Raw genomic sequence first — 22,805 nt, forward strand, 5'->3', positions numbered from 1 at the left:
AAGGAGCAGCTTTACCTCATGAAAAAACCGATCGGCATGGAAGACCCGACGAAGCAGGAGGCCAGCAAGCGCCGGAATTTTACGCTTCGGATCAATGTGTTCTTTTTCTTTACGTTTTTCTTGTTCTCTGTCCTGATCGTGCGGCTGGCGATGCTCCAATTCGTCGAAGGCAAGGAACTGCTGGCAGAGAAGAACGATATCAACAATGCGAACACGCCGATTCCGCCGATCCGCGGCAATATTTTCGACCGGCAAAGCGCGCCGCTCGCCTCGACGACGTCGTCGCAATCGCTCTATTTCCGCGTCGAGCAGAAGCAGCCGAAGGAGGAAGTCGTCGCGCTGGCTAAGCGGCTGGCCGACATCTTTGCCACGCACGGCCGCCCGACCGCTGCCCCCTTATCGGCCGCCGACATCATCAAGGAGATGGACGTCGGTTACGACCTGGAGATGAAGGAGACGGAGACGAAGCCGAGCTACTTCTCGGTGCCGCGGCGGATCAAGGCGGATTTGACGCAGGCCGAGATGGCCTTCATCCTGGAGCACCGCGACGAGCTGAAATGGCTGGAAATCACCGAGGAGAGCATCCGCAGCTATGACCCGGTCAAGCCGGTGGCGGTGCAGCTGGTTGGCTATATGCGTCCGTTCTCCCAGGCGCGGGAGCCGAAGTACGGGATCGAATTCTATAAAGACAAAACCAATACCAAGGGTTACATGGATACCGAATATGTCGGCTATGACGGGATTGAGCTGATGTATCAGGAAGAGCTTCGCGGCAAGAACGGCGTCAAGTCGTACCCGGTCAACGCCGCCCACAAAATCATCGGTCAAGTCGAAATTACGAAGCCGCAGAAGGGCAACAATCTGTATTTGACGATCGATAAAAATGTGCAGAGCATCACGGAAACGGCCATCATGGATCACCTTGCTTATTTAAAAAGCCCGGCGGTTCGCAACGATCCGTATATCGGCAGAGGCAAGAACGCGGTGGCCGGGTATGCCGTCGCCATCGAGGTGGAAACCGGGAAGGTCGTTACGATGGCCAGCATGCCGGACTATAACCCGGGCGTATGGGCGGGCGGAATTCCGAAATCGGAGTACGACCGGATCCAGTCGTTCATCAATAACGGCACGATTACGACCGCTTACCCGGATTATCCGGCCGAGGAGATCAAGTATCATCCAACCTCCATCGTGTATATGGGTTCCGTCGTGAAGCCGCTCTCGGTGTTGATCGGATTGAAGGAAGGCTTGTTCGGGGTCAACACGATCTATCAAGACACAGGGACGTTCTATTACGGGAAAGACAACAACGCGAAGCTGTCCAACTCCGACACCCGGGCTTGGGGACCGATTAATGCGACGAAAGCGATCCAGTACTCGTCCAATACGTTCATGTCGGCGATGATCGGCAACGAGCTGTACGGCCGGAAACGGGAGAAGGCGGTCGATATTTGGGATTCGTATTTGGCGAAGTTCGGGCTCGGTGTATTGACCGGAAGCGGTCTGCCGAAGGAATCGCCGGGGATCAGCGAATACAAAACGAATACGAAAGAGTCGATCCAGCAGCGCATGGTGTTCGCTTCCTGGGGCCAGAACGAGAAGTACACGACGCTCCAGCTTGCGCAGTATGCGACGACATTGGCGACAAGGGGCGAAAGACTGAAGCCGCTGCTCGTCGATCGGATCGAGACTTACGACGGAGAACCGTTACAGCAGTTTAACGAGAAAGTGGTGCTCGACAAGACGGATTTCTCGAAGGAATATTGGGATGCTGTATTTAAAGGAATGAAAGAAGTGAAAGTGAACGGCTTCGACGACTTCCCGTACACCCTCGCCCGCAAAACGGGAACGTCGACGCAGAAGGTCGCCGGCAACAAAGACGTCGACAACGCGGTGTTTATCGCGTTCGCGCCATTGGAGAAGCCGAAGCTCGCCGTTGCGGTCGTCGTGCCGGAAGGCGGGTACGGCGCTTACGGCGCCGCTCCGATCGCGCGCAAAATTTTCGATGCGTACGATTACTATTACGGGCTCGACGGCGTTCCGAAGAAGTCGGCAGGCACGAACGGCGCCGCAGGCGCAGTGACGCCGACTCCGGCGCCATAGTTACATTTACCCATAGCGGAACTATGAAGCGTTATTCCCTCTTTTTAGCCGCCCAGTCGCGGTTGGAGTGGAAATAGCGAACCGTAGTTCCGCTATTTTTGTTGAGCCAGCGCCGACAGGACCGACAGACGAAATAGTAAATTAAAGTTCCGCTATTTACATAATTACAGGGGTTGGTCCGCGGGTATGCGGCAGGCTGGGTGATTTCATTAAAATAAATGTTGCACTAAGGAAACATTATTGTATATAATAAAAATATAGTCTGGTGGGAAAGAAAAGTTGTCGAGACCAACAAATGAGGTCTAAGACAACTTTAGGCACCATATAGATCAAGACATAATACCATGAAAAGAGTAGGAGTGAGTTACTTTGAAAACGGACCATACAATGCTTAACAGCAAGGGGCTGCCGTCTTCATTGAAGCGGTTCATCATGACGATCATCTTTCTGGGGATCGCGGCCATGGCCGCAGCATGCGGAAACACGGCAAGTCCGACAAATTCGGCGGGCAACGAAGTCATCAAAGTGACGGCGACGATTGGCATGATCAGCGATATCGTGAAGCAGGTCGGCGGCGAGCACGTAGAGGTGACCGGATTGATGAAACCCGGCGTCGATCCTCACTTGTACAAAGCGTCCCAAGGCGACATTCGCAAGCTGGAGGACGCCCAGATCATTTTCTACAACGGGTTGCATCTGGAAGGCAAAATGACGGAAATCTTCGAGAACATGGAGAAGCAAAAAACGACGGTAGCTGTGACCAAAAACATTCCGGAATCAAGTTTGCACCTGGTGGACGACGGCTCCGGCTCGCATGACCCGCACGTTTGGTTCGACGTCAAGCTGTGGATCAGCGCAACTGAGACGGTGCAAACCGAGCTGGCGAAGTTCGACCCGGCGCATGCGGATGACTATAAGAAAAATGCGGACGCTTATATCGCCCAGTTAAAGGAGCTCGATGAGTACGCAGCGAAGCAAATCGCTTCCATCCCGGAAGGACAGCGGGTGCTCGTGACGGCGCATGACGCCTTCGGCTATTTCGGCAAAGCATACGGAATTAAAGTGATGGGCTTGCAGGGCATCAGCACCGCGTCCGAATACGGCTCCAAGGATGTCAGCGACCTGCGCGATTTCCTCGTGACGAATAAGATCAAAGCGGTGTTCGTCGAATCGAGCGTGCCGAAGAAATCGATCGAGGCGGTCATTCAGGGCGCGGCGAAGCAAGGGCATGACGTGAAGATCGGCGGGGAGCTGTTCTCCGACGCGATGGGTGAGGAAGGAACGCCGGAAGGCACGTACCTCGGCATGGTGCGGCACAATGTGGATACCATCGTTAAGGCGTTGAAATAATCTTTGGGCTGCTTGGTTAAAGATGAAGCAGGAATTGGGAGAAGGAGTGAGATTCCATGGTTAAACAAGAGATTGTATCCCCCTTATCGGTGCAAGGGCTGACCGTTGCCTATCAGAAGAAGCCGGTGCTGCGAGACGTCACGTTCACGGTGCCCGAAGGCAAGCTCATCGGCATTATCGGGCCGAACGGCGCGGGCAAATCGACCTTGATCAAGGCTGCGCTGGGCTTGATTCCGCGTGTGACAGGCGAGGTGACGATTTTCGGCAAGCCGTATGAGCAGCAGCGCAAGGCTATCGGGTATGTGCCTCAACGGGAGTCGGTAGACTGGGACTTCCCGACGAGCGCGCTCGACGTTGTCATGATGGGCCGTTACGGCCATCTGGGCTGGTTCAAGCGGCCGGGCGCCAGAGAACGGGAGATGGCGATGGATTGTCTGGAGAAGGTCGGCATGGCCGATTTCGCCGGCCGTCAAATCAGTCAGCTGTCGGGCGGACAGCAGCAGCGCATCTTCCTTGCCCGGGCGCTTGCACAGGATGCGCGGCTGTATTTCATGGATGAACCGTTCGTCGGGGTCGATGCGGCGACGGAGAAAGCGATCATTACACTGTTGAACGAGTTGAAAAAGCAGGGCAAAACAGTGCTGGTCGTTCACCACGACCTGGCAACGGTGAAGGAATATTTCGACTGGATTATGCTGCTTAACGTCGAGCTCATGGGCATCGGGCCGACGGATGATTGGTTTACGAAAGACAACTTACAAAAGACGTACGGCGGACGACTCGCGCTGCTTCACAGCGATGAAGACGCCGTGATCGTCAGCTCGAGGTGATCGCGATGTTCGCGTATTTATTCGATATGCTGCGCGATCCGAACGCGCAGTGGATTCTGCTCGGCAGCATGCTGCTCGGCTTGAGCAGCGGAGTGCTCGGCAGCTTCGCCTACTTGCGCAAGCAAAGCCTGATGGGCGACGCGCTGGCGCACGCCGCACTGCCGGGCGTCTGCATCGCCTTCATGCTGACCGGCTCGAAGTCCATCTTCTTCTTCCTGATCGGCGCCGCGGCGGCAGGGCTCATCGCGACGTTCGGGATCGGTTACGTGACGAGGCATTCCCGGATTAAACAGGATTCGGCGCTGGGCATCGTGCTGTCGGTATTTTTTGGCGTCGGGATCGTGCTCTTAACGAAAATTCAACACGGCGGGAGCGGCAATCAGAGCGGGCTCGACAAGTTTTTGTTCGGGCAGGCGGCTTCGATGGTGCTCTCCGATGTTATTACGATGGCGGTAGTCGCCTTAATCCTCGTCATCCTATGCGGGCTGCTCTTCAAAGAATTCAAGCTGCTCAGCTTCGACCCGGGGTTTGCCAAAGGGATCGGTTTGCCGGTCGCGGCGCTCGACCAGTTTATGATGTTCCTGATCGTCGTCGCCGTCGTTGTCGGCATTCAAGCGGTCGGCGTCGTGCTCATGTCGGCGCTGTTGATCACTCCGGCCGTCTCGGCCCGCTACTGGACCGAGAAGCTCGGCGTGATGGTCGTCCTGTCCGGCATCTTCGGCGCAATCAGCGGCTTTGTCGGCACGCTCGTCAGCGGCCTCGGCAGCAACCTGCCGACCGGTCCGCTCAGCGTGCTCGCGGCCACGGCGCTCTTCATCGTTTCCGTGCTGTTCGCGCCTAAGAGAGGGCTCGCGGCCAAGGTGCTGGAACGGCTGGCGGTGAAGCGCACCGTTCTGCGCGACATGCAGCGCCAAGTGCAAGTTCAGAGTGTACGGCAGCCGGCGCACGGCACAGGGGAGGAGGGGGGACTATGAACGACTTCTGGATTATACTGACAGCCTCGCTCGTTGCTTGTTCGTGCAGTCTGCTCGGCTGTTTTCTCGTCCTGCGGCGGATGGCGATGATCGGCGACGCGATCAGCCACTCCGTGCTGCCGGGGATCGTCATCGCCTTCTTAATCAGCGGCTCGCGCGACTCCTTCTTCATGATGCTGGGCGCTTCGGTGATCGGTCTGCTGACCGTTTTCCTGATTCAATGGTTCAACCAGAGCGGCGTCCAGTCCGATGCGTCCATCGGCGTCGTATTCACAGCGTTGTTCGCTTTGGGGGTTCTGCTCGTCAGCGTGTTCACCCGCCAAGTTGACCTGGACCTTGACTGCGTCTTGTACGGGGAGATCATTCAAGTGCCGTGGGAGACCATTCAGGCGTTCGGTATCGATATCGGACCGAAGGCGGTCTGGGCGCTCGGCCTCGTGCTGACGGTCAGCTTGCTCGTGATCGGATTGTTCTATAAGCAATTTAAAATTTGCGCGTTCGACCCGGCCATGGCGGCAGCGGTAGGCATTCCCGTCGCGCTGTTCCACTACTTGCTGATGGGGCTGGTCTCCGTTACGACGGTTGCCTCGTTCGAGAGCGTCGGGGCGATCCTCGTCGTCGGCATGCTGGTCGTCCCGGCGGCGACGGCGTACCTGTTGACTGAGAAACTCAGCCTCATGATCGTGTACAGCATGATCGTCGGCGTGCTTAGCGCGGTGCTCGGCTACGGGATGGCAACGCTGCTCGACGCTTCGATCGCGGGCTGCATGATTACGGTTGCCGGCGTCTTGTTCGTCGCGGCGTTCCTGCTGTCCCCGTCGCACGGTATCGTCTGGCGCAAGCTGAAACAGCGCACCCAGTCGAAACGGCTTGCCGCGTAAGCGAAGCGCAGACGGCAAAGAAAAAGCATCCTGAACCGGACCTTGGAAGGAAGGCGTACACCCGCCGCCCAAGGTTCGGATCGGATGTTTTTTTTGTGGGCGCATCGGAGGGCCCGAAGCTGCCGCCAGGGGACAACCGATTTCCAGATAACCGCGAAACTATGCTATACTGTTATATCGGACATTTTTTTCGCGGATTGTGATACGCGGTAAGAGGAGGACTTTAGACGAATGTGCGGAATTACCGGCGTTATGTATTTTGAAGACCGTGAGCCGTCTCCCGAATTATTGAAGAGCATGACGGATTGCATCGTGCATCGGGGACCGGACGATATTGGATTTTGGAGCGATAACCGGATCGGATTGGGCTTTCGCCGCTTGTCGATCATCGATTTGAAGGAAGGGCATCAACCGCTCGCCAACGAAGACGATACCGTTTGGATCGCATTTAACGGCGAGATTTATAATTATAAGTATTTGCGGGATTCGCTGCAGAGCAAGGGGCATCAGTTCAAGACGCATACGGATACGGAAGTCATCGTCCATCTTTATGAGGAATACGGCGAAGCCTGCGTGGAGAAGCTGCGCGGGATGTTCGGTTTTGTCATTTGGGACCGGCGTAAAAGGCTGCTGTTCGGGGCGCGCGACCATTTCGGCATCAAACCGTTTTATTACTATCACGACGGCTCGCGGTTTTTGTTCGGCTCGGAAATCAAGAGCTTGCTGGCTGCCGGCGTGGAGCGTTCGATTCATCGCGAGAGCCTGCTGAACTACTTGACGTTCCAATATGTGCCGGAGCCGGATACGATGTTTGACGGCATCCGCAAGCTGCCGCCGGGCCACACCGTAACGGTGACCTACGACGGGCAAATGTCGATCCGCCAGTACTGGGATCCGATGCTCGCGCCGGAGGAACGCTCGTTCGAGGACTGTGTGGAGCAAATCCGCTCGACGCTTCAGGATTCGGTCATCCATCATATGCAGAGCGACGTGGAGCGGGGCTGTTTCTTGTCCAGCGGCATCGATTCGACGGCCATCGCGACGCTGATGCGTTCGATCGAGCCGATCCGCACGTTCTCCGTCGGTTTTGAGGGTGCCAACAACGAAACGGTGATCGCCCGTCAGACGGCGAATGCGATCGATACGGAGCATTACGATAAAATCATTACGGAAGCCGATTATTTCGCGACACTGCCCAAAGCGGTGTGGCATCAGGACGAGCCGGTTGCCGATCCTTCGGCGATTGCGCTGTATCACGTGGCTCAGCTTGCGCGCGAGCATGTGACCGTCGTGCTGTCGGGTGAAGGCGCTGACGAGCTGTTCGGCGGTTACCGGATCTATAACGAGCCGAACTCGCTGGCCCCGATCGAACGGCTGCCGCATGGCGTGAAACGGATGCTGCACGCGTTGGCGCGGGTGCTGCCGGAGGGCTTCAAGGGCCGCAACTACTTGCTGCGCGGGACAACGCCGCTCGAGCAGCGTTTCCTCGGCAACGCGAAAATTTTCACCGAGGAGATGAAGGCCGACATCGTTCGCACCGATCGCGAGCTGCTGCGCTCTTACCGCAATCCGCTTGAGGTAGCGAAAGTATTTTATGACAGAAGCAAGCATCTTGATCCGGTGTCGCGGATGCAGTACATCGACATGAACCTGTGGCTGCCGGGCGATATTCTGATGAAGGCGGACAAAATGACGATGGCCCACTCGCTCGAGCTGCGCGTACCGTTCCTGGACGTGGAGCTGTATGAGGTGGCGCGCCGTATACCCGCCAAGTACCGGATTGCGCAGGGGACGACGAAATACGTGTTCCGTAAGGCGATGGAGGGGATCATCCCCGACTTTATTTTGAACCGGCCGAAGCTCGGGTTTCCGGTGCCGATGCGCGATTGGATGAAGGGTCCGCGGGGGCAGCAAATCGTGGAGCAGATCGAGGGCAGCGGCATTGAAGAGTACATTCGTCTGGACACCGTGCGTTCCATGCTGAACGCGCACCGCAGCGGACAAGGGGACTACGCCCGCCGCATTTGGACGATCTACATGTTCGCGCTTTGGCATACGACATATATAAACGAACAGAAGCAGCCTTCGCTCGCTTATGCGCTGTAAGGAAGGACGATCTGGGATAAAGGAGAGGTACGAATGAGTCGATACCGGATGATTGCACTCGACATGGACGGCACCATGCTGACGGAGGAGAAGACGATTTCAGCCGAAACCCGCGCGGCCATACTCGCGGCCGAAGATGCGGGAATCAAGGTGGTGTTCGCGACCGGACGCGGGATCCAGAATGCGCTGCCGTACGCGGTGGAGCTCGGCTTGACCTCTCCGCTCGTCACCGTCAACGGAGGCGAGGTCTGGAAGGCGCCGGGCGAGCTGCTCGAGCGGCACCCGATGCAGGCGGATGAAGTGCGCCGCATGCACCAGCTGGCGATTCAGTACGATCCCTGGTACTGGGCGTACAGCGTCGGCGATGTGTTTAATAAGGAGACGTGGGACGGGGTCGGCGATATCGATGCGCGGACGTGGCTGAAGTTCGGCTATTATACGGAGAATCTCGAGGTGCTGGGTACGATCCGGCAGCAGCTGGAATCGTGGGACCTGTTCGAGATCACCAATTCGCACCCGTGCAATATCGAGATGAACCCGAAGGGCGTCAATAAAGCGAGCGGCCTGCGCCGGTTGTGCGAGCTTTACGGCTTCGACATGTCGCAGGTGATTGCGATGGGCGACAGCTTGAACGACGTGTCGATGATCCGCGAAGCGGGTCTTGGCGTCGCTATGGGCAATGCGCAGGACGAAGTGAAGAAGCTCGCCGACACCGTCACGCTTACGAACGAGGAGCACGGAGTCGCACGCATCATCCGCGAATATGCATTGGGCGGTAACGCCGGCATTTAAGCGGGCGTCGCCGGGCTTTACAAGAAAGCGTAGCGAAAGGAGTGAGGCTGCATGGTGCTGGCAGCTTGGTCGATTATCGTCCTCTTGTTCGTCATCGGCATGGCCGGCGCGGTGTACCCGATACTGCCGGGGGCGCTGGCCATCTACGGAGCGTTCTTCGTATACGGGTTTATGCTCGGCTTCGAACCGTTCGGCTTCTGGTTCTGGCTGATCCAGACGTCCATCGTGGCCGTGCTCATGATTGCCGATTATCTCGTGAACGCGCTTGGCGTCAAGAAGTTCGGCGGCAACCGCGCCTCTGTGATCGGCAGCACGATCGGCCTGATTGCAGGACCGTTCGTCATTCCGGGAGTCGGGCTCATTGTAGGACCGTTTCTCGGGGCCGTCCTCGGCGAGCTGATCGTCGGCACCCCTTGGAAGCAGGCGCTGCGTGCCGGAGTCGGGGCGTTGGTCGGCTTTTTCTCCAGCCTGGTAGTCAAATTCGGCTTTCAGCTGCTGATGATCGCACTGTTCGTCGTTTGGGTCGTGCGCTATGCGTAAGTACGGCCAGAACCGGGGCCATAGCGCCGTTGTTCACCGTCGTTCCGTTATTGAAATAAGGCACTTTGGAAGAAGACCGCCGGAGCTTGGTTCGGGCGGTTTTTCTTCGGTTGATAAGGGAGAAGGGAAACGCCTGTGTCTAAAGTCGGAAAAGATTCGCTAGTCAAAGGTACGCTTATATTAACGTTAGCCGCATTGGTGGCGCGGGCGCTCGGCGTCGTGCAGCGCATTCCGCTCGTTTACCTGCTCGGCGATATCGGCATGGCGGCATACGGAATCGCCTTCAATTTGTACTCCGTGCTGCTCGTTGTGGCAACGGCCGGTATTCCGAGCGCGCTGAGCAAAATGATCTCCGAGCGCACCTCGCTCGGACGCCACGAGGAGGCCAACCGGATTTACAAGGCGGCCTTGCTGTTCGCCCTGGCGGCGGGCGTCGTGATGACCGTACTGATGTATGCCGCCGCGCCTTACTTCGCGGAAAGCATCGTCAACCCGCAGGCGGCGCTGCCGATTCGCGCGATTGCGCCGGCGCTGCTGCTGTTCCCGCTGATTGCCATCATGCGCGGTTATTTTCAAGGCCGCCGGATGATGATGCCGAACGGCATTTCGCAAATTATCGAACAAATATTCCGCGTCGCCACCTCGGTGGCGCTGGCGTATTTGCTGCTCGGCCACAGCCTGGACGCCGCAGTCGCCGGCGCTTCGTTCGGCGGCGTGATGGGCAGTATCGCGGCGGCGGCCGTGATGCTGTATTACGCGCTCCGGCTGAAGCGCAGCGACCGCAGCGAGCGAATGGCCGCTGTGCCGGCTGCTCAGGCGGCAGCGGAATCGGGCGCGAACGCGGCGGTGGCCGCCTCGGCCTCAGCGCCGCTTGCGTTCCACGCGATCTACGGCCAGCTGTTCAAGCTGTCGGTACCGATCGTCATCTTCTCGATGACGGTGACGCTCATCTATACGATCGATTCTTCGATCGTGACGCTGCTGTTGAAGGACCGGTTCGGGGAGGAGCCGGCCCGTGAAATACTCGGGATCTTAACCGGGCGGGCCCAGTCGCTTGCCGGCATCCCGATCATTCTGGCCGTCGCGCTCAGCCAATCGATCGTCCCGATCATCTCGGCGGCTTATTCGCAGAAGGACATGAAGCAGGTGTCCGAGCAGACGGCCAAGGTGCTGCAGCTTTCGCTGCTCTCCGGCCTGCCGATGGTGCTGCTGATCGCGCTTGCCGCCCGCCCGCTGAACGGCTTCATATTCGGCAATGTGACGGGATCGGAGATCGTGGAGACGTATGCCGGTCCGGTCATTGCCATGCTGACGGTAACCGCCATCTTCCAAATTGTCATGCAGACGTCCGGCGCGGTACTGATGGGCATGGGGCGGATGAGGACGCTTGTGCTCGCGGTGATCGTCGGCATCGCCGCCAAACTCGCCGTCAGCTTTGCGCTTGCGCCGCTTTTCGGCATCTACGGCATTATCGCGGCGACGGCGCTTTGCTTTATCATCATGACGGCGATCATTGTCCGCGTGCTTCGCCAGAACGTGAGCTTCCGCATCTTCGGCGGAAAGCGCTGGATCGGGCTGATCGGCTCAACGGCGCTAATCGCAGTCATCGGCATCCTGCTCGATCAAGCGTGCCGCCTCTACGTGACACCGTTCGCCTCGGTTCGGCTCAACGATATGGTGCAGTCGATCGTTATCTGCGCGATCGTCGGCGCAGCCTATCCGCTGCTGCTGTTTGCGACGCGCGTCCTGAGGCTGCAAGATTTGCAGCAGGCGCCAGGTCCGCTGCGCAAGCTGGCGGGTCCGCTGCTGTCGCGGTTAGACCGGTCGAAGAAGCGGCAAGGCGGCTCGTAAAGCCTGAGTAAAACCTGAGCAAAACCTGAGCAAAACCTGAGTAAAACCGCTTAGCTAGAACGGCATATACCCCAATCCACGCCTGCTCGAAAGAGGGTGAAGGATTGGGGTATTGGTGTTGGGCGAACGGTGCCCAGCCTGTGCGCCGCTTCTCAAACAAGCAAGTCCCCTGCGAGCACGGTCATCTCGATCTTCTTCAACCCGAAGCCGTTTGCCTGCGTCATCTCGAACGAGAACGGCGCCGGGATGCTGCTTAAATAACCGAGCACGGCGATATCCGTGAACCAGTCTCCGGGCTCCGTGGGGGCGATCGGCCGGTCCGGCCACGCCTCCGCGAGACCCGGACTGTACAGGGGCGCGGCTCCTGGCTTTAGCCGCAGGCCGTCCAGCTTCTCCTGCAGCTGTCCGCGCTTCACCGGCGGACCGTGCCGCACCGACGCGAACAGCTGCGGCCAATAATCCGCGCGCGACCCTGTGTGCCGCCGCTCGCAGGCAAAGCGCACGGCCCCCTCGTGCACGGCCGGAATGCCGAACAAGATCGCGTACAGCGATTTGCCCACCTCGATACGCTCCCGCAAGCTGCTGAAGCTTTCCAGGATCAGGCCGGCCAACCGGCAATCGGCTGCATACCGGTACGGGAACACAACCTGGTTCAGCTGCAGCAGCGACTGTGCCTGGAAGAAGAACGTATCGACCACTTGCTGCAGGAACGAAGCGTTGCGCACGACCCGCTCCTCGATATGCTGCTGCTCGTTGATAATGAGTCCGACCGTCAAGAGAGCGGACTCCCGCCGTTCCCAGAAATGCTCCCACAACGGGCGCATGAAGCGCGATACCCCGAAGGCGGGGAGCAGGTGAAACAGCGGCCTGCGATGCCTTAGGCTGGCCTCATATAGCAGCAGCTGCGGATAAGCGTCGCGAAAAATAAGCGCGTTCGCCCGTTCCAGGAATCGGAACACCCACTCCCGCTGATCTTCGCTTAACAGGTAGGGGAGAAACTCGCCGCGAAGATCGGTCATGCTCCAGCCTCCGTTGCGCGACACCATATGCGCGAGGAATGCCCAGTGCAGCTCCGGGTGCTCGCGGTACATCCTCAGGTAGGCGGTCGTCCGCGTCAAGTTGTTCCGGTTATGCGCATCGCGCTCCGCGGCCAGGCGCGCCGTCAGCTGCCGCTCCCACGGGCTGACGGCGGCTTCGTCCCAGGCCTCGGCCGAGGCGGCCCCGTCCTTGCCCGCAAGCGACAGCTTCCAGGCATAGCGCCGCTTCAAAGCGTCGAGCGAAGGCCGGTTCAGCTCGATCCGGTGGGCGGCCGCGAGCAGCGGCTCCTCGTGCTGCACGCTGTGCGCCTTGCCTTTGAACCAATGCCAAAGCTCATGAGGCAGATCGGCCAGCTTATGCAGCAGATCGGTTCCGCTCCAGCGGTATTTATCACGATTCATCCCGTTCCTCCTTTCCTGTCGATGGGAAATTGTTACAATTTGTATATTTTCGCAGGCGAGTGCAACGTTTCCAAATAAAAAGCGTATAAAATGTAGCACGGCCCCGAACTTATTTACATATTTCAGGAGGTAAGAATGAAGAAGAAACATTGGAGCGCCAAACTAAGTCTCATGCTGATCGCCCTTGTGATCGTACTGGCCGGTTGTCAACCGGTAGGCTCGGTCGACGTCAGCAAAGTCATGTCCAACCTGTTTACCGTTAAATCTTCGGAAGGCGCATCAAGTGTAACCTTGGAGCTGACAGCGGATCCCGCCGCATCCATAACGCCGGAAGAGAAGCGCGCGATCGAGCTGTTGAACGGCTTCAAGGTAGAAGTTACCGAGATGAAGCAGCAAAGCCCGACCGAGCTTTCCGCGAAAGGCTCGCTCGCTTACGCGAACGTGAAAATTCCGTTTCACCTGGTCTTATCCGACATGATCTATACGATTCAAATCGAAGGCGCGAAGAAGCCGATCGTCATTGGCAACAGCGCCGCAATAGGCGCAGGTTCCGCTCTTCCGACGACGCCGGAACTGCAGAAGCAGATCGAGCAGCTCGGTCAGAAGGCCGTAGAGGCGATGCCGAAGTTCAGCTCGTTCTTCACGAGCAACTTCCCGAACCCGAAGACGATCTCCGCGGAGGCAGCGAACGTAACCGTGAACGGAGAAGCGCTGCAGCTGCAGAAGCTTCACGTTGAGTTGAAGGGCAGCGAGCTGGTCGGGCTGATCAAGGGTTTCCTGACCAATGTTCTGAAAGATGAGGAAGGCCTTAAGCAATTTATCGCCGCGCTGTATGATGTATATGCGCCGTTCTTGAAGGAAATGGTCAAAGCCGGCAGTGCGAACGCCGAAGGCGACACAGGCGCGCTCGATTCGATCATGCCTTTCCTGGAGAATAAAACATTAGCTGTCGAATTCATCTATACGTTCCTGAAAAGCAATTTGGAACAAGTCGTAGCGAGCTTTGATCAATCGCTGAACAGCTTGCCTAAGAACGAAGACGGCATGTCGATACAGGACTTGCTGAACGACAACCAATCGTTGACGATGGATCTGTATGTAGACGCGGAGAACGTAACCCGCAAGTCGACAAGCGTATTGCTGCTCACGCTGCCGGATTCGGCCAAGCATGGACTCAAGTCGATTAAAGTGACCTCCAGCGGCGAAGTATGGAACGTCAACAAACCGGTGACGATCGATCCTATCGATACAACCGGCGGAGTCGTGGAGTGGATGAACAAATCCGGACGCCTGACCTCGAGCAAGCTCGTCGCCTCGCTCGATCCGAAGTCGGACCTCTACAAGCTGTTGAAGGACGAACTGAACATCACGAAGAAAGAAGTAAATCTGACCGTCTCTTCCGAAGACAGCATCATTCCAGGCCTGACGCCGTTCAACGATCAAGGGACCGTGATGGTTCCGGCGCGCTTCGTCGCCGAGCAGCTCGACGCCGACGTCGAATGGGATGCGGCCAAGCAGCAAGTCACGATCACTGACCCGCTTAGCGGCAACGTAACCGTTCTGACGATCAACAGCACGCAGGCAAGCGTGAACGGACAGTTGCAAACGCTGGAGAAAGCCGCAGTTATCGTCGACGGCTCAACGTACATTCCGGTGCGTTTCGTTGCGGAGAGCATGAACGCTAAGGTTGGCTGGACGCAAGAAACGCAAACGGTCGGCATCGTCCGCGAATAACGAGCTTTACCCGTTACATTTTCCCAATATGGGGACCAACATGCATAAGCCCCCGAACGTTGTCCGCCAAGGATCGTTCGGGGGCTTTGCCGCATGCGCGGGGGCAAGCGCTTTATTCGGTTGTCGGGTTGTCGTCTGCGCTGGAGGCCGGCTCTTTCGGAGCTGAGGCGGGCGGGCGCGGCGATAGGTGTCTTCCGGCTCGGGAAGCCGCGTCCCGCAGCAAATATTCGATGTGGCTGTTTACGCTGCGGAATTCGTCCGCGGCCCATCGCTCAAGCACCTCGTATAACTTCGGATCCAGCCGCAGAGGGAAATTTTTCTTCGCGGCCATAACGGACTGCGCCTTCTAGTACAAGCTTCCCGTATTGATGACGGGATTGGCGGAACGATCGGATACGATGGCGACGAGCAGGTTGTTGATCATCGCGGCTTTGCGTTCCTCGTCGAGCTCGATGACGCCCTCTCGCTGAAGCTGGGAGATAGCGAGCTGCACCATGCCGACCGCGCCTTCCACAATCTTCGAGCGGGCGGCGATAATAGCGGCCGCTTGCTGGCGCTGCAGCATCGCGCTGGCGATTTCGGTAGAGTACGCCAGATGCGTCAGACGCGCCTCCATCACTTCCACGCCGGCAACGGACAGCCGTTCCTGCAGCTCGCGGGCCAGTTCCGCAGCGACTTCGTCGGAATTGCCCCGCAGCGAGTAGCCGCCGTCTTCGAACGTGTCGTACGGATATTTGTTAGCCACGTGACGGAGCGCCGTCTCGCTTTGAATTTCCACGAACTGCTCATAATTGTCGACGTCGAATGACGCTTTCGCCGAATCGACGACGCGGAAGACGACGACGGCGGCGATTTCGATCGGGTTGCCTTCGATATCGTTGACTTTCAGCTTGGCGCTGTTGAAGTTGCGAACCCGCAAGGACACTTTCTTCCGAACGGAGAACGGGATGGTCATCCAGATGCCGCTTCGGCGAATCGTACCGGAGTAGCTGCCGAAGAAGGTGACGACCATCGCTTGATTCGGCTGGACGATCGTCAAGGACGAAAGCAGCGCGATGGAGAACAGAGCAAGCACAATGGCGAGAGCCGGCCATTCTTTATCGATGAGCAGCAGCGTGCCGATCACATCGACGGCAACGAGCCCAAGCAAACCGACGAATCCGTTAATCACCCAAGGTTTTTTTTCCTGCATGAACAAACACTCCTTTTCGTCATTCATTTAAATATTGTTTTGATACTGTAATGATATCACTTTTAGGAATTAATGTAAATTCCTAAATAATGGATACTCTTTTCTCGTCCAGAAAGGCACCCCGGCTCATTGACAGACGCCTTGTCGAATGCTATAAGTGGGGTAAGTTCCATTTCTGATATTAAGAATAGGCGGTGTTTCCTATGGAGAAAGTGACGACTGAACAGCGATTTCAAGAAATCATCGGCGGTTCCAAACCGACCGTTGCCGTTTTTAAAGCCACATGGTGCAAGGACTGCCATTTCATCGAACCATTCATGCCGGAAGTTGAAGAAGCTTACGCCGACCGGCTGCAATTTATCCACGTGGACCGCGATGAGATGCCGGACTTGTGCAGCGAGCTGAATATTTTAGGCATTCCGAGCTTTATCGCTTTCAGGAACGGCCAGGAGCTGATCCGCTTTGTGAGCAAGCTGCGCAAAACGCGGGAAGAAATCGAACAGTTTCTGGATCGCGCGGTTGAAGTTGCGAATACGCTCGCTCCCTAACCGACGGATGGAGAATGCCCGGGACGGATCGCTTCCGCCTGGGCTTTTCTTCTTTCATCGCTTTGTAACAATTCCGCGTGGAATTGCCCCCTGATTATCGTTATAATGTTAATGAAACGTTCGTCGGTGTCCGATTATGTCGAGAAATAACGAACAAGAAGCGGGTGAAAGCGGATGAAGATGGAGCGAAGAATGAAGGCTTTATCATTGGCCAGTATGCTCGGCATGTTCTTGATTCTGGTCATGGGCGCGTTAGTGACCAAGACGGAATCCGGGCGAGGCTGCGGAGACGATTGGCCGTTATGCAACGGCAAATTCGTTCCGGCCTATACAATCGAATCTTTTATTGAATACAGTCACCGGTTTGTTGTCGGCGTCGTCGGGATCATTTTGCTCGCGACAACGATTCTTGTGTTTTTATACAGCAAGCGCAAGGACGCCAAGTGGTATGTCGGCGGCGCGATGTTCTTCACGCTGCTGCAGGCGGTTCTTGGAGCGCTTGCCGTCTTGTGGCCGCAATCGTCGGCCGTGCTCGCGCTGCATTTCGGATTTTCGCTGATGTCTTTCGCGTTTACGCTGCTCTTGTATTTGGTCTTTACCAAATACGGCGAAGCGATGCACCGCGGAGACGGTACGCGTCTAAGCCGGGGCGTCCGGATGTCGGTCTGGTTCGTGCTGATTTACAGCTATGTGGTCGTTTATTTGGGCGCATTCGTCCGCCATACGGAGTCGGTCGGCGGTTGTATCGGCTGGCCGCTCTGCAACGGTCAGGTGATCCCGGAATTTACCGGATCGACGGGCATCGTATTTGCTCACCGGGTGGCGGCGGCGGTGCTCGGTCTCGTCATCTTGGCGCTGTTCCTGTTCGTCCGTTCTCAAGCACAGCCGGACAGCAGCGTTTACCAAGCGGCCAAGCTGTCGCTGATCTTCGTCACGCTGCAAATTGCAAGCGGCGCGTTCGTCACGCTGTCGATCGGGTACGAAATTTACTTGCTGGCCAGCTTGCTGCATGCCGTGCTGATCTCCTGTTTATTCGGAATCCTCTGTTACTTCGGCATTACTTCCCTCCATACGGAGGAGCACAACGTTCAGGCTTACGCAGCTCCAAGGCTGCCGTAAGCCTTCTTCTTCATCTACATACTTAGAAAGTGAAGGGAGCAAGGCACACGCATGCGATTTTCCAACCTGCGCGCTTTTTTGGAGGCGCTTCGCCAAGAGAATCAACTAAAGGTGATTTCGGCACCGGTCGACCCGAATCTGGAGCTCGCGGAAATTCACCGCCGCGTCATTGAAGAGGAAGGGCCCGCCCTGCTGTTCACGCATGTAAAAGGAGCCTCCTTTCCCGTCGTTACAAACTTGTTCGGGACGAGCCGCCGCGTTGATCTCGCGTTCGGTCCGCGTCCGGAGCAGTTGATGAAGCAAATTGTCGGCGCGATGGATACGCTGCTGCCGCCGACGCCGAAGGCGCTGTGGGAGCAGCGTCAGCTTATTCTCGATTTGCTCAAAATCGGCACCAAAGGCGTCGGCCGGGAGGCTGCGCCGATCCTGCAGCATTGCCGCACCGAAGCGCCTCTTGCCGGCTTGCCGGTTCTGACGTCATGGCAGGAGGACGGCGGTCCGTTCGTAACGCTGCCGCTTGTATACACGGAGCATCCGGTTACGAAGCACCATAACCTCGGCATGTACCGGATGCAGGTGTACGATCCGCAGACGACGGGCATGCATTGGCAAATCCATAAAGGCGGAGGCTTCCATTACCATGAAGCCGAGCTGCGTAACGAACCGCTGCCGGTTACGGTGTTCCTGGGCGGCCCGCCGGCCTTGATCGCCTCGGCGATCGCGCCCGTGCCCGAGCATCTGCCGGAGCTGCTGCTCACTTCGCTGATGCTCGGCCAGAAGCTGCCGCTTGTGGACAATCCGCGGGGCGGACACCGGCTGATCGCTGAGGCCGAGTTCGCCATCGTCGGCAAGGTGGCGCCGCATGTGCGCCGGCCGGAAGGTCCGTTCGGCGATCACTTCGGCTATTACTCGCTTGTGCACGATTTCCCGGTCTTCGATGTGAGCCATGTATGGCACCGCAAGGACGCCATCTACCCGGCTACGATCGTCGGCAAGCCGCGGCAGGAAGACTATTACCTCGGCGAATATTTGCAGCGCCTGCTGGCGCCGGCGTTCCCGATGGCGATGCCCGGCGTGAAGGAACTGTGGGCGTACGCGGAAACCGGCGTGCATCCGCTGGCTGCCGCCATCGTGCGCGAAAGCTACAGCCGCGAGGCGCTGGCGACGGCGTTCCGCATCTTCGGGGAAGGCCAGCTGACGCTGACCAAGTTCCTGATCGTGACCAATCAGCACGTCGATCTAAGCAACTTCCCGCAGCTGCTGGAAACGGTGCTGGAACGATTCGATCCGGCCACGGATCTGTTCATCTTCAATCACACGGCGCACGATACGCTTGATTATACCGGCGACCGGCTCAATCACGGCAGCAAAGCGGTGCTGCTCGGCGTCGGCGAGCCGAAGCGCAAGCTGCCCGCCGTCTACGAAAGCGGGCAGCTGCCGGGCATTCACAGCGCGGTTCCATACTGCCGCGGCTGTTTAGTCGTCGCCGGCGCTTCGTTCGCGGACGACCCCGAGCTGGCCGCCCGCCTCGTTCGCGACGCCGGCGAGCAGCTGCGCGATTGGCCGCTCGTCGTGCTCGTCGACGACACGGCGATCGCCTCCGGGCAAACGCCGTTCCTGTGGACGGTGTTTACCCGGTTCAATCCGGCGGCGGATATGTATGCCGACGCCGAGCTGAGACGGCACCATATCGGGTACCGGGTGCCGATCGTCATCGACGCCCGGATGAAGCCGGGCTATCCGGACGAGCTGTTCCCGCGCGAAGATATCGTTGAATTGGTTGACTCGCGGTGGAACGAATATTTTGCTTAAGCCAAATCAACGACGAGGCCGGGAGAGATCCCGGCCTCGTCGTTTTTCAATTCGGCTCGCTGCTTTAATCCGTTCCATCAAGCCCGTTCGATGGTTTTCAGCCTAATCATGGGGTATAATAATAGTTATATCTTACGCGATGATGGAGATAAAACCATGTTGAGAGCTTTATTCGGCGAACCGCCGCGCAAGGACGAAGGGCTTCTGCTGGAAGCCAATCAAGCCATACGCAACTATTTGCAAGTCCTCTCGCGCATCCCCGGTGACCGGCAGACACCGCATGAGCGGCGCTTCGTCATCTGGAGCGAAAACTTCCTGCGTGCGCTGGACGAGCTGGAGCAGAGCGAGTATGCCGCGATTCTGTACGGAAGCCGGGTCAATTCGGATTACGTCGATCAGATGCAGCCCGGGGAGACGGACGAGTACCATCGTCATCTGTACTATTACCGCAACGCGCTGATCCGCCTGTTTGCCATTCTCGATAAACTCGGACATTTTCTGAACGAACGATTTGTACTGCAGACCGAGCGCGTCAAATCCCGTTTTTCCTATTTTACCGTACTCCGCAATATGCATCAGAACGGGCTGCACACGGATTTGGAGCAGCAGTTGTATGAGCTAAAGATAAAGTATAAAGAACCGGTCGACCGTCTGCGCAACAAGCGCAACATGGAGATTCATACGATTAACGCCGATCTGCTCGACGATTTGATGAAAGCGGAGGAGAGCAGACGCGGAGAACGGCTGCGTCCCGAGACGGAAGAGATCAAAGCCAATCTTGACGATCTGCGCGAAGGCTGCGAAATGGCCATGAAAGCCGTAACGACCGCATTCCGTTACATTGCCAGGCATCCGGCCGCGACTGCAGCGCCAAAGTCTGCGCCTACTTCCAGAGCGGGCGGACGGCGCGCCGGGCGTTGAAATCGCATCCCGCCATCCACTATACTTGAGGAAGAACTGGAAGCGGGGAGGAACGGAGCATGCAGCCTATGCGGAAAACCGCACTCATTACCGGAAGCGCCAAGGGACTTGGCAAGATGACCGCGCTTCTGCTTGCTGAGCAAGGCGTCGACCTGCTCGTCAACTACGTCAACAGTGCGCAGGAAGCCGAGGAGCTGTGCGCGCGAATTCGCAGCCTGGGCGTAGAAGGTTACGCCGTTCAAGGGGACGTAGCAAAGCCTGCGGACCGGGAACGTCTTGTCTCGGAAGCCGTCAACCGCTTCGGCAAAATTGACATTCTGATCAACAACGCCGGTCCGTTCATTCGCGAGCGCCGCTTGTTTCGGGATTACGACGCATCGGAGATCGAAGGATTGATGCAGGGGAATTTGCTCGGCGTCATGCATCTGGACCATCTGGTTCTGCCGATGATGCGGCAGCGTCAATGGGGGCGCATCATCCACTTCGGCTTCGGTCACGCCTCGGAGGCGCGAGGCTGGCCGCACCGAGCCGTATACGCCGCTGCCAAGGTAGGCCTCGTCTCGTTCACGAAGACGATCGCCGTCGAAGAAGCGGCCAGCGGCATTACGGTCAATATGATATGCCCGGGGGATATTCGCGGCGCGAACAAGGAGCGGACGATCGACGAAGTGGAGCATCTGCATGACGACGAATCGCCTAGGGGGCGTCCGGGAACCGGAGAAGACATCGCCCGCGTAATCGCCTTCTTGTGCGAGGAACGGTCGGACTTCTTAACCGGCAACATTATCGACGTCTCCGGGGGGCTTGATCCGATACGAGCGATCGTCGGCAGCGGCGCGAAGACGAAAGCGAGCGCAGAGGCGGGTACGAACGCCTGAAAGGCAAGAAAGGGCCGACCCCCGGAGGGTCGACCCTTTCTTGCTTGGCAAGTGCAATTAGAACACCTGTATAACCTCTTGCACGCCTTCCACTTCTTCAAGCAGCGCGCGCTCGATGCCGGCTTTCAACGTAATCGTCGAGCTCGGGCAGCTTCCGCATGCACCCATCAATCTTAGCTTAACGATGCCATCTTCCACGTCTACGAGTTCCACGTCACCGCCGTCGCGCTGCAGGAATGGACGAAGTTTATCTAAAACTTCAAGCACTTCGTCATACATAGTGCTTTGCTGCGTACTCTCACTCATTTGCATCATCTCCCTTCTATCCTTTATTATATTACAATCGTTTGAAAATTAAAATGGCTATAAGGTGGGGAAGCGTCCATGAGACCGATCATAGAATTTTGCACAAACAATATGCATCACGGCACAGATAAGCTGATGAAGGCGCTGGAAAGCAACCCCGAGTACGACGTGATCGAGTATGGCTGTCTGGGGAATTGCGGCGAGTGTTACTTGTTCCCGTTCGCCCTGGTGAACGGCGAGATCGTCGCAGCCGAGACGGCCGAAGGATTAGACGAAGCGATTCAAGCGAAAATAAAAGAGATCGAAGCGATGTTCGATCTCTTAGGGGAATAAAACTATCCGAAATGGCGCTTGGACATCCAGAGCACGCCGCTTTTAATCGCCCGCGGCATCATGCCGAGCATGACGGTGCGTTTGCCCATCATACCGAAGCCGGCCTTCTTGCCGAGCGACCCGAGAACTCCCTTGAGCTTGATTTTACCGAGCCGGGGAGTTTCGTTTTTCCATACCGCTTGTAATACTTCGGCAACCTGCTCGCCTTGGGCTTCGGCGGCCTGACCGCTCGGGGAGAAGGGGAGCGACGCACAATCGCCGACGATGTAAATCTCTTGATAGTCGGGCAGTTGATGGTATTCGTTAATGATTAGCCGTCCTTGCGCATCTTTAGGCAGATCTAACTGTTGCACAATCGGGCTCGGTTGAATGCCCGCCGTCCATATGGTGATGTCCGTTTGGATGATCTCATCGCCGTTATACAAGAGGCCGCCCTCCAGACGGGAGAGCGAGACGTGCGAGCGCAGCTCGATGTCATGCTCCAGCATCCACTCGCTTACGTAGCGCTGCACCTTCTGCGGGAACGGAGACAGGACGCTTGCGCCGCGGTCCAGAATGCGGATATTCAGATCGGGCCTGCTTTCCCGGAGCTCGGCCGCCATCTCCACGCCGCTGAGGCCGCCTCCGACGATCGTAACTTGACCGTAGGGGGCAGTGTCGTTGGCGCCTTGATACGTTTTTCGGGTGGCGGACAACGTCTGGATGCTGTTCGAGAACTCTTTCGCGCCGGTAATGTTGTGGTACTTATCGACGCAGCCGAGCGCGATGACAAGCCAGTCGTACGAGAGCGGATCGTCGTTCTCGAAGTGCACGAGCTTCGACTCCGGATCGACGGACGTCACTTCCCCGTACTTCAAAATCAGCCGCGGATCGACCGGAAACTGGACGCGTATGTCTTTATCGGACACGGTTCCCGCCGCAAGCGCGTAGTATTCGGTTTTCAACCCTTGATACGGCATGCGGTCGATCAGGATCATGACCGTATCAGACGGCAAATCCCCCTCGAGCAATGTTTTGGCTACGGTCAAACCGCCGTATCCTCCGCCTAAAATGACAAGTTTTTTCATAACAACGGCAAACCCTTTCTCACATGCAT

21 protein-coding genes are annotated in these 22,805 nt (G+C 57.4%); 16 read left to right on the forward strand and 5 right to left on the reverse strand.

All coding sequences use genetic code 11. The features are described 5' to 3' along the window. Positions 1–18: 18 nt before the first annotated feature. The 9 genes from FKP33_RS13185 to FKP33_RS13225 all read left to right on the forward strand — a co-directional run bounded on the left by FKP33_RS13185 (position 19) and on the right by FKP33_RS13225 (position 11,427). Positions 19–2,103: a peptidoglycan D,D-transpeptidase FtsI family protein gene (locus FKP33_RS13185; protein ID WP_127604927.1), complete on the forward strand. Its 2,085-nt coding sequence runs from the start codon at positions 19–21 to the stop codon at positions 2,101–2,103. A 462-nt stretch (positions 2,104–2,565) separates the two neighbouring features. After that, positions 2,566–3,453 (forward strand): metal ABC transporter solute-binding protein, Zn/Mn family, encoded by an 888-nt coding sequence (locus FKP33_RS13190; protein WP_230876093.1) that lies wholly within the window; start codon positions 2,566–2,568, stop codon positions 3,451–3,453. 56 nt (positions 3,454–3,509) lie between these two features. Next, a complete protein-coding gene (locus tag FKP33_RS13195) occupies positions 3,510–4,283 on the forward strand; it encodes a metal ABC transporter ATP-binding protein (RefSeq protein WP_127604925.1) in 774 nt (257 codons plus the stop codon). A 5-nt stretch (positions 4,284–4,288) separates the two neighbouring features. Then, positions 4,289–5,257, forward strand: coding sequence for a metal ABC transporter permease (locus FKP33_RS13200; RefSeq protein WP_127604923.1), 969 nt, complete (start codon positions 4,289–4,291; stop codon positions 5,255–5,257). After that, entirely contained in the window at positions 5,254–6,138 is an 885-nt protein-coding gene (locus FKP33_RS13205) for a metal ABC transporter permease (RefSeq protein ID WP_054796359.1), read from the forward strand. Before FKP33_RS13200 ends, FKP33_RS13205 begins: the two co-directional genes overlap by 4 nt. 231 nt (positions 6,139–6,369) lie before the next feature. Further along, positions 6,370–8,244, forward strand: a complete 1,875-nt coding sequence (gene asnB, locus FKP33_RS13210; RefSeq protein WP_127604919.1) for an asparagine synthase (glutamine-hydrolyzing) — start codon at positions 6,370–6,372, stop codon at positions 8,242–8,244. A gap of 33 nt (positions 8,245–8,277) precedes the next feature. After that, positions 8,278–9,036 (forward strand): Cof-type HAD-IIB family hydrolase, encoded by a 759-nt coding sequence (locus tag FKP33_RS13215; protein ID WP_054796360.1) that lies wholly within the window; start codon positions 8,278–8,280, stop codon positions 9,034–9,036. Positions 9,037–9,087: 51 nt separating this feature from the next. Next, positions 9,088–9,576 (forward strand): DUF456 domain-containing protein, encoded by a 489-nt coding sequence (locus FKP33_RS13220; protein ID WP_127604917.1) that lies wholly within the window; start codon positions 9,088–9,090, stop codon positions 9,574–9,576. A 135-nt stretch (positions 9,577–9,711) separates the two neighbouring features. Further along, a complete protein-coding gene (locus FKP33_RS13225) occupies positions 9,712–11,427 on the forward strand; it encodes a putative polysaccharide biosynthesis protein (protein WP_141335419.1) in 1,716 nt (571 codons plus the stop codon). A gap of 152 nt (positions 11,428–11,579) precedes the next feature. On the opposite strand, the gene FKP33_RS13230 is transcribed toward FKP33_RS13225, so the two are convergent. Then, entirely contained in the window at positions 11,580–12,866 is a 1,287-nt protein-coding gene (locus FKP33_RS13230) for a DUF2515 family protein (protein ID WP_127604913.1), read from the reverse strand. Positions 12,867–13,001: 135 nt separating this feature from the next. On the opposite strand from FKP33_RS13230, the gene FKP33_RS13235 reads away from it, so the two are divergent. Beyond that, on the forward strand, positions 13,002–14,600 hold the full coding sequence (locus FKP33_RS13235; protein WP_127604911.1) for a copper amine oxidase N-terminal domain-containing protein: 1,599 nt from the start codon (positions 13,002–13,004) through the stop codon (positions 14,598–14,600). 112 nt (positions 14,601–14,712) lie between these two features. Here FKP33_RS13235 and FKP33_RS13240 read toward each other — a convergent pair whose 3' ends face one another. Together FKP33_RS13240 and FKP33_RS13245 are read right to left on the reverse strand one after the other, a co-directional pair. Next, positions 14,713–14,931 carry a type II toxin-antitoxin system antitoxin gene (locus FKP33_RS13240; RefSeq protein ID WP_127604909.1) on the reverse strand — a complete coding sequence of 73 codons (219 nt, stop codon included), beginning with the start codon at positions 14,929–14,931 and terminating at the stop codon, positions 14,713–14,715. A gap of 15 nt (positions 14,932–14,946) precedes the next feature. After that, positions 14,947–15,792, reverse strand: coding sequence for an SPFH domain-containing protein (locus FKP33_RS13245; protein ID WP_127604907.1), 846 nt, complete (start codon positions 15,790–15,792; stop codon positions 14,947–14,949). Between the two features lie 203 nt (positions 15,793–15,995). On the opposite strand from FKP33_RS13245, the gene FKP33_RS13250 reads away from it, so the two are divergent. The 5 genes from FKP33_RS13250 (at position 15,996) to FKP33_RS13270 (ending at position 21,070) form a co-directional block, all read left to right on the forward strand. Further along, positions 15,996–16,340, forward strand: a complete 345-nt coding sequence (locus FKP33_RS13250) for a thioredoxin family protein (protein WP_054798606.1) — start codon at positions 15,996–15,998, stop codon at positions 16,338–16,340. Positions 16,341–16,532: 192 nt separating this feature from the next. Continuing rightward, positions 16,533–17,459 carry a COX15/CtaA family protein gene (locus FKP33_RS13255; protein ID WP_230876078.1) on the forward strand — a complete coding sequence of 309 codons (927 nt, stop codon included), beginning with the start codon at positions 16,533–16,535 and terminating at the stop codon, positions 17,457–17,459. Positions 17,460–17,510: 51 nt separating this feature from the next. Continuing rightward, positions 17,511–19,271: a UbiD family decarboxylase gene (locus tag FKP33_RS13260; protein WP_127604903.1), complete on the forward strand. Its 1,761-nt coding sequence runs from the start codon at positions 17,511–17,513 to the stop codon at positions 19,269–19,271. A gap of 156 nt (positions 19,272–19,427) precedes the next feature. After that, positions 19,428–20,192: a Cthe_2314 family HEPN domain-containing protein gene (locus FKP33_RS13265; protein ID WP_127604901.1), complete on the forward strand. Its 765-nt coding sequence runs from the start codon at positions 19,428–19,430 to the stop codon at positions 20,190–20,192. Positions 20,193–20,251: 59 nt separating this feature from the next. Beyond that, the gene (locus FKP33_RS13270; RefSeq protein ID WP_054799176.1) at positions 20,252–21,070 is read left to right on the forward strand and encodes an SDR family oxidoreductase; all 819 of its coding nucleotides are present in this window, start codon (positions 20,252–20,254) and stop codon (positions 21,068–21,070) included. Between the two features lie 57 nt (positions 21,071–21,127). On the opposite strand, the gene FKP33_RS13275 is transcribed toward FKP33_RS13270, so the two are convergent. After that, positions 21,128–21,376: a NifU family protein gene (locus FKP33_RS13275; protein ID WP_127604899.1), complete on the reverse strand. Its 249-nt coding sequence runs from the start codon at positions 21,374–21,376 to the stop codon at positions 21,128–21,130. Positions 21,377–21,454: 78 nt separating this feature from the next. On the opposite strand from FKP33_RS13275, the gene FKP33_RS13280 reads away from it, so the two are divergent. Beyond that, positions 21,455–21,709, forward strand: a complete 255-nt coding sequence (locus tag FKP33_RS13280) for a YuzB family protein (RefSeq protein WP_054797780.1) — start codon at positions 21,455–21,457, stop codon at positions 21,707–21,709. Positions 21,710–21,711: 2 nt separating this feature from the next. On the opposite strand, the gene FKP33_RS13285 is transcribed toward FKP33_RS13280, so the two are convergent. Next, positions 21,712–22,776 (reverse strand): NAD(P)/FAD-dependent oxidoreductase, encoded by a 1,065-nt coding sequence (locus FKP33_RS13285; RefSeq protein ID WP_127604897.1) that lies wholly within the window; start codon positions 22,774–22,776, stop codon positions 21,712–21,714. Positions 22,777–22,805 lie beyond the last annotated feature (29 nt).

The organism is Paenibacillus sp. tmac-D7 (assembly GCF_006519665.1).
GTDB lineage: Bacteria > Bacillota > Bacilli > Paenibacillales > NBRC-103111 > Paenibacillus_G > Paenibacillus_G validus.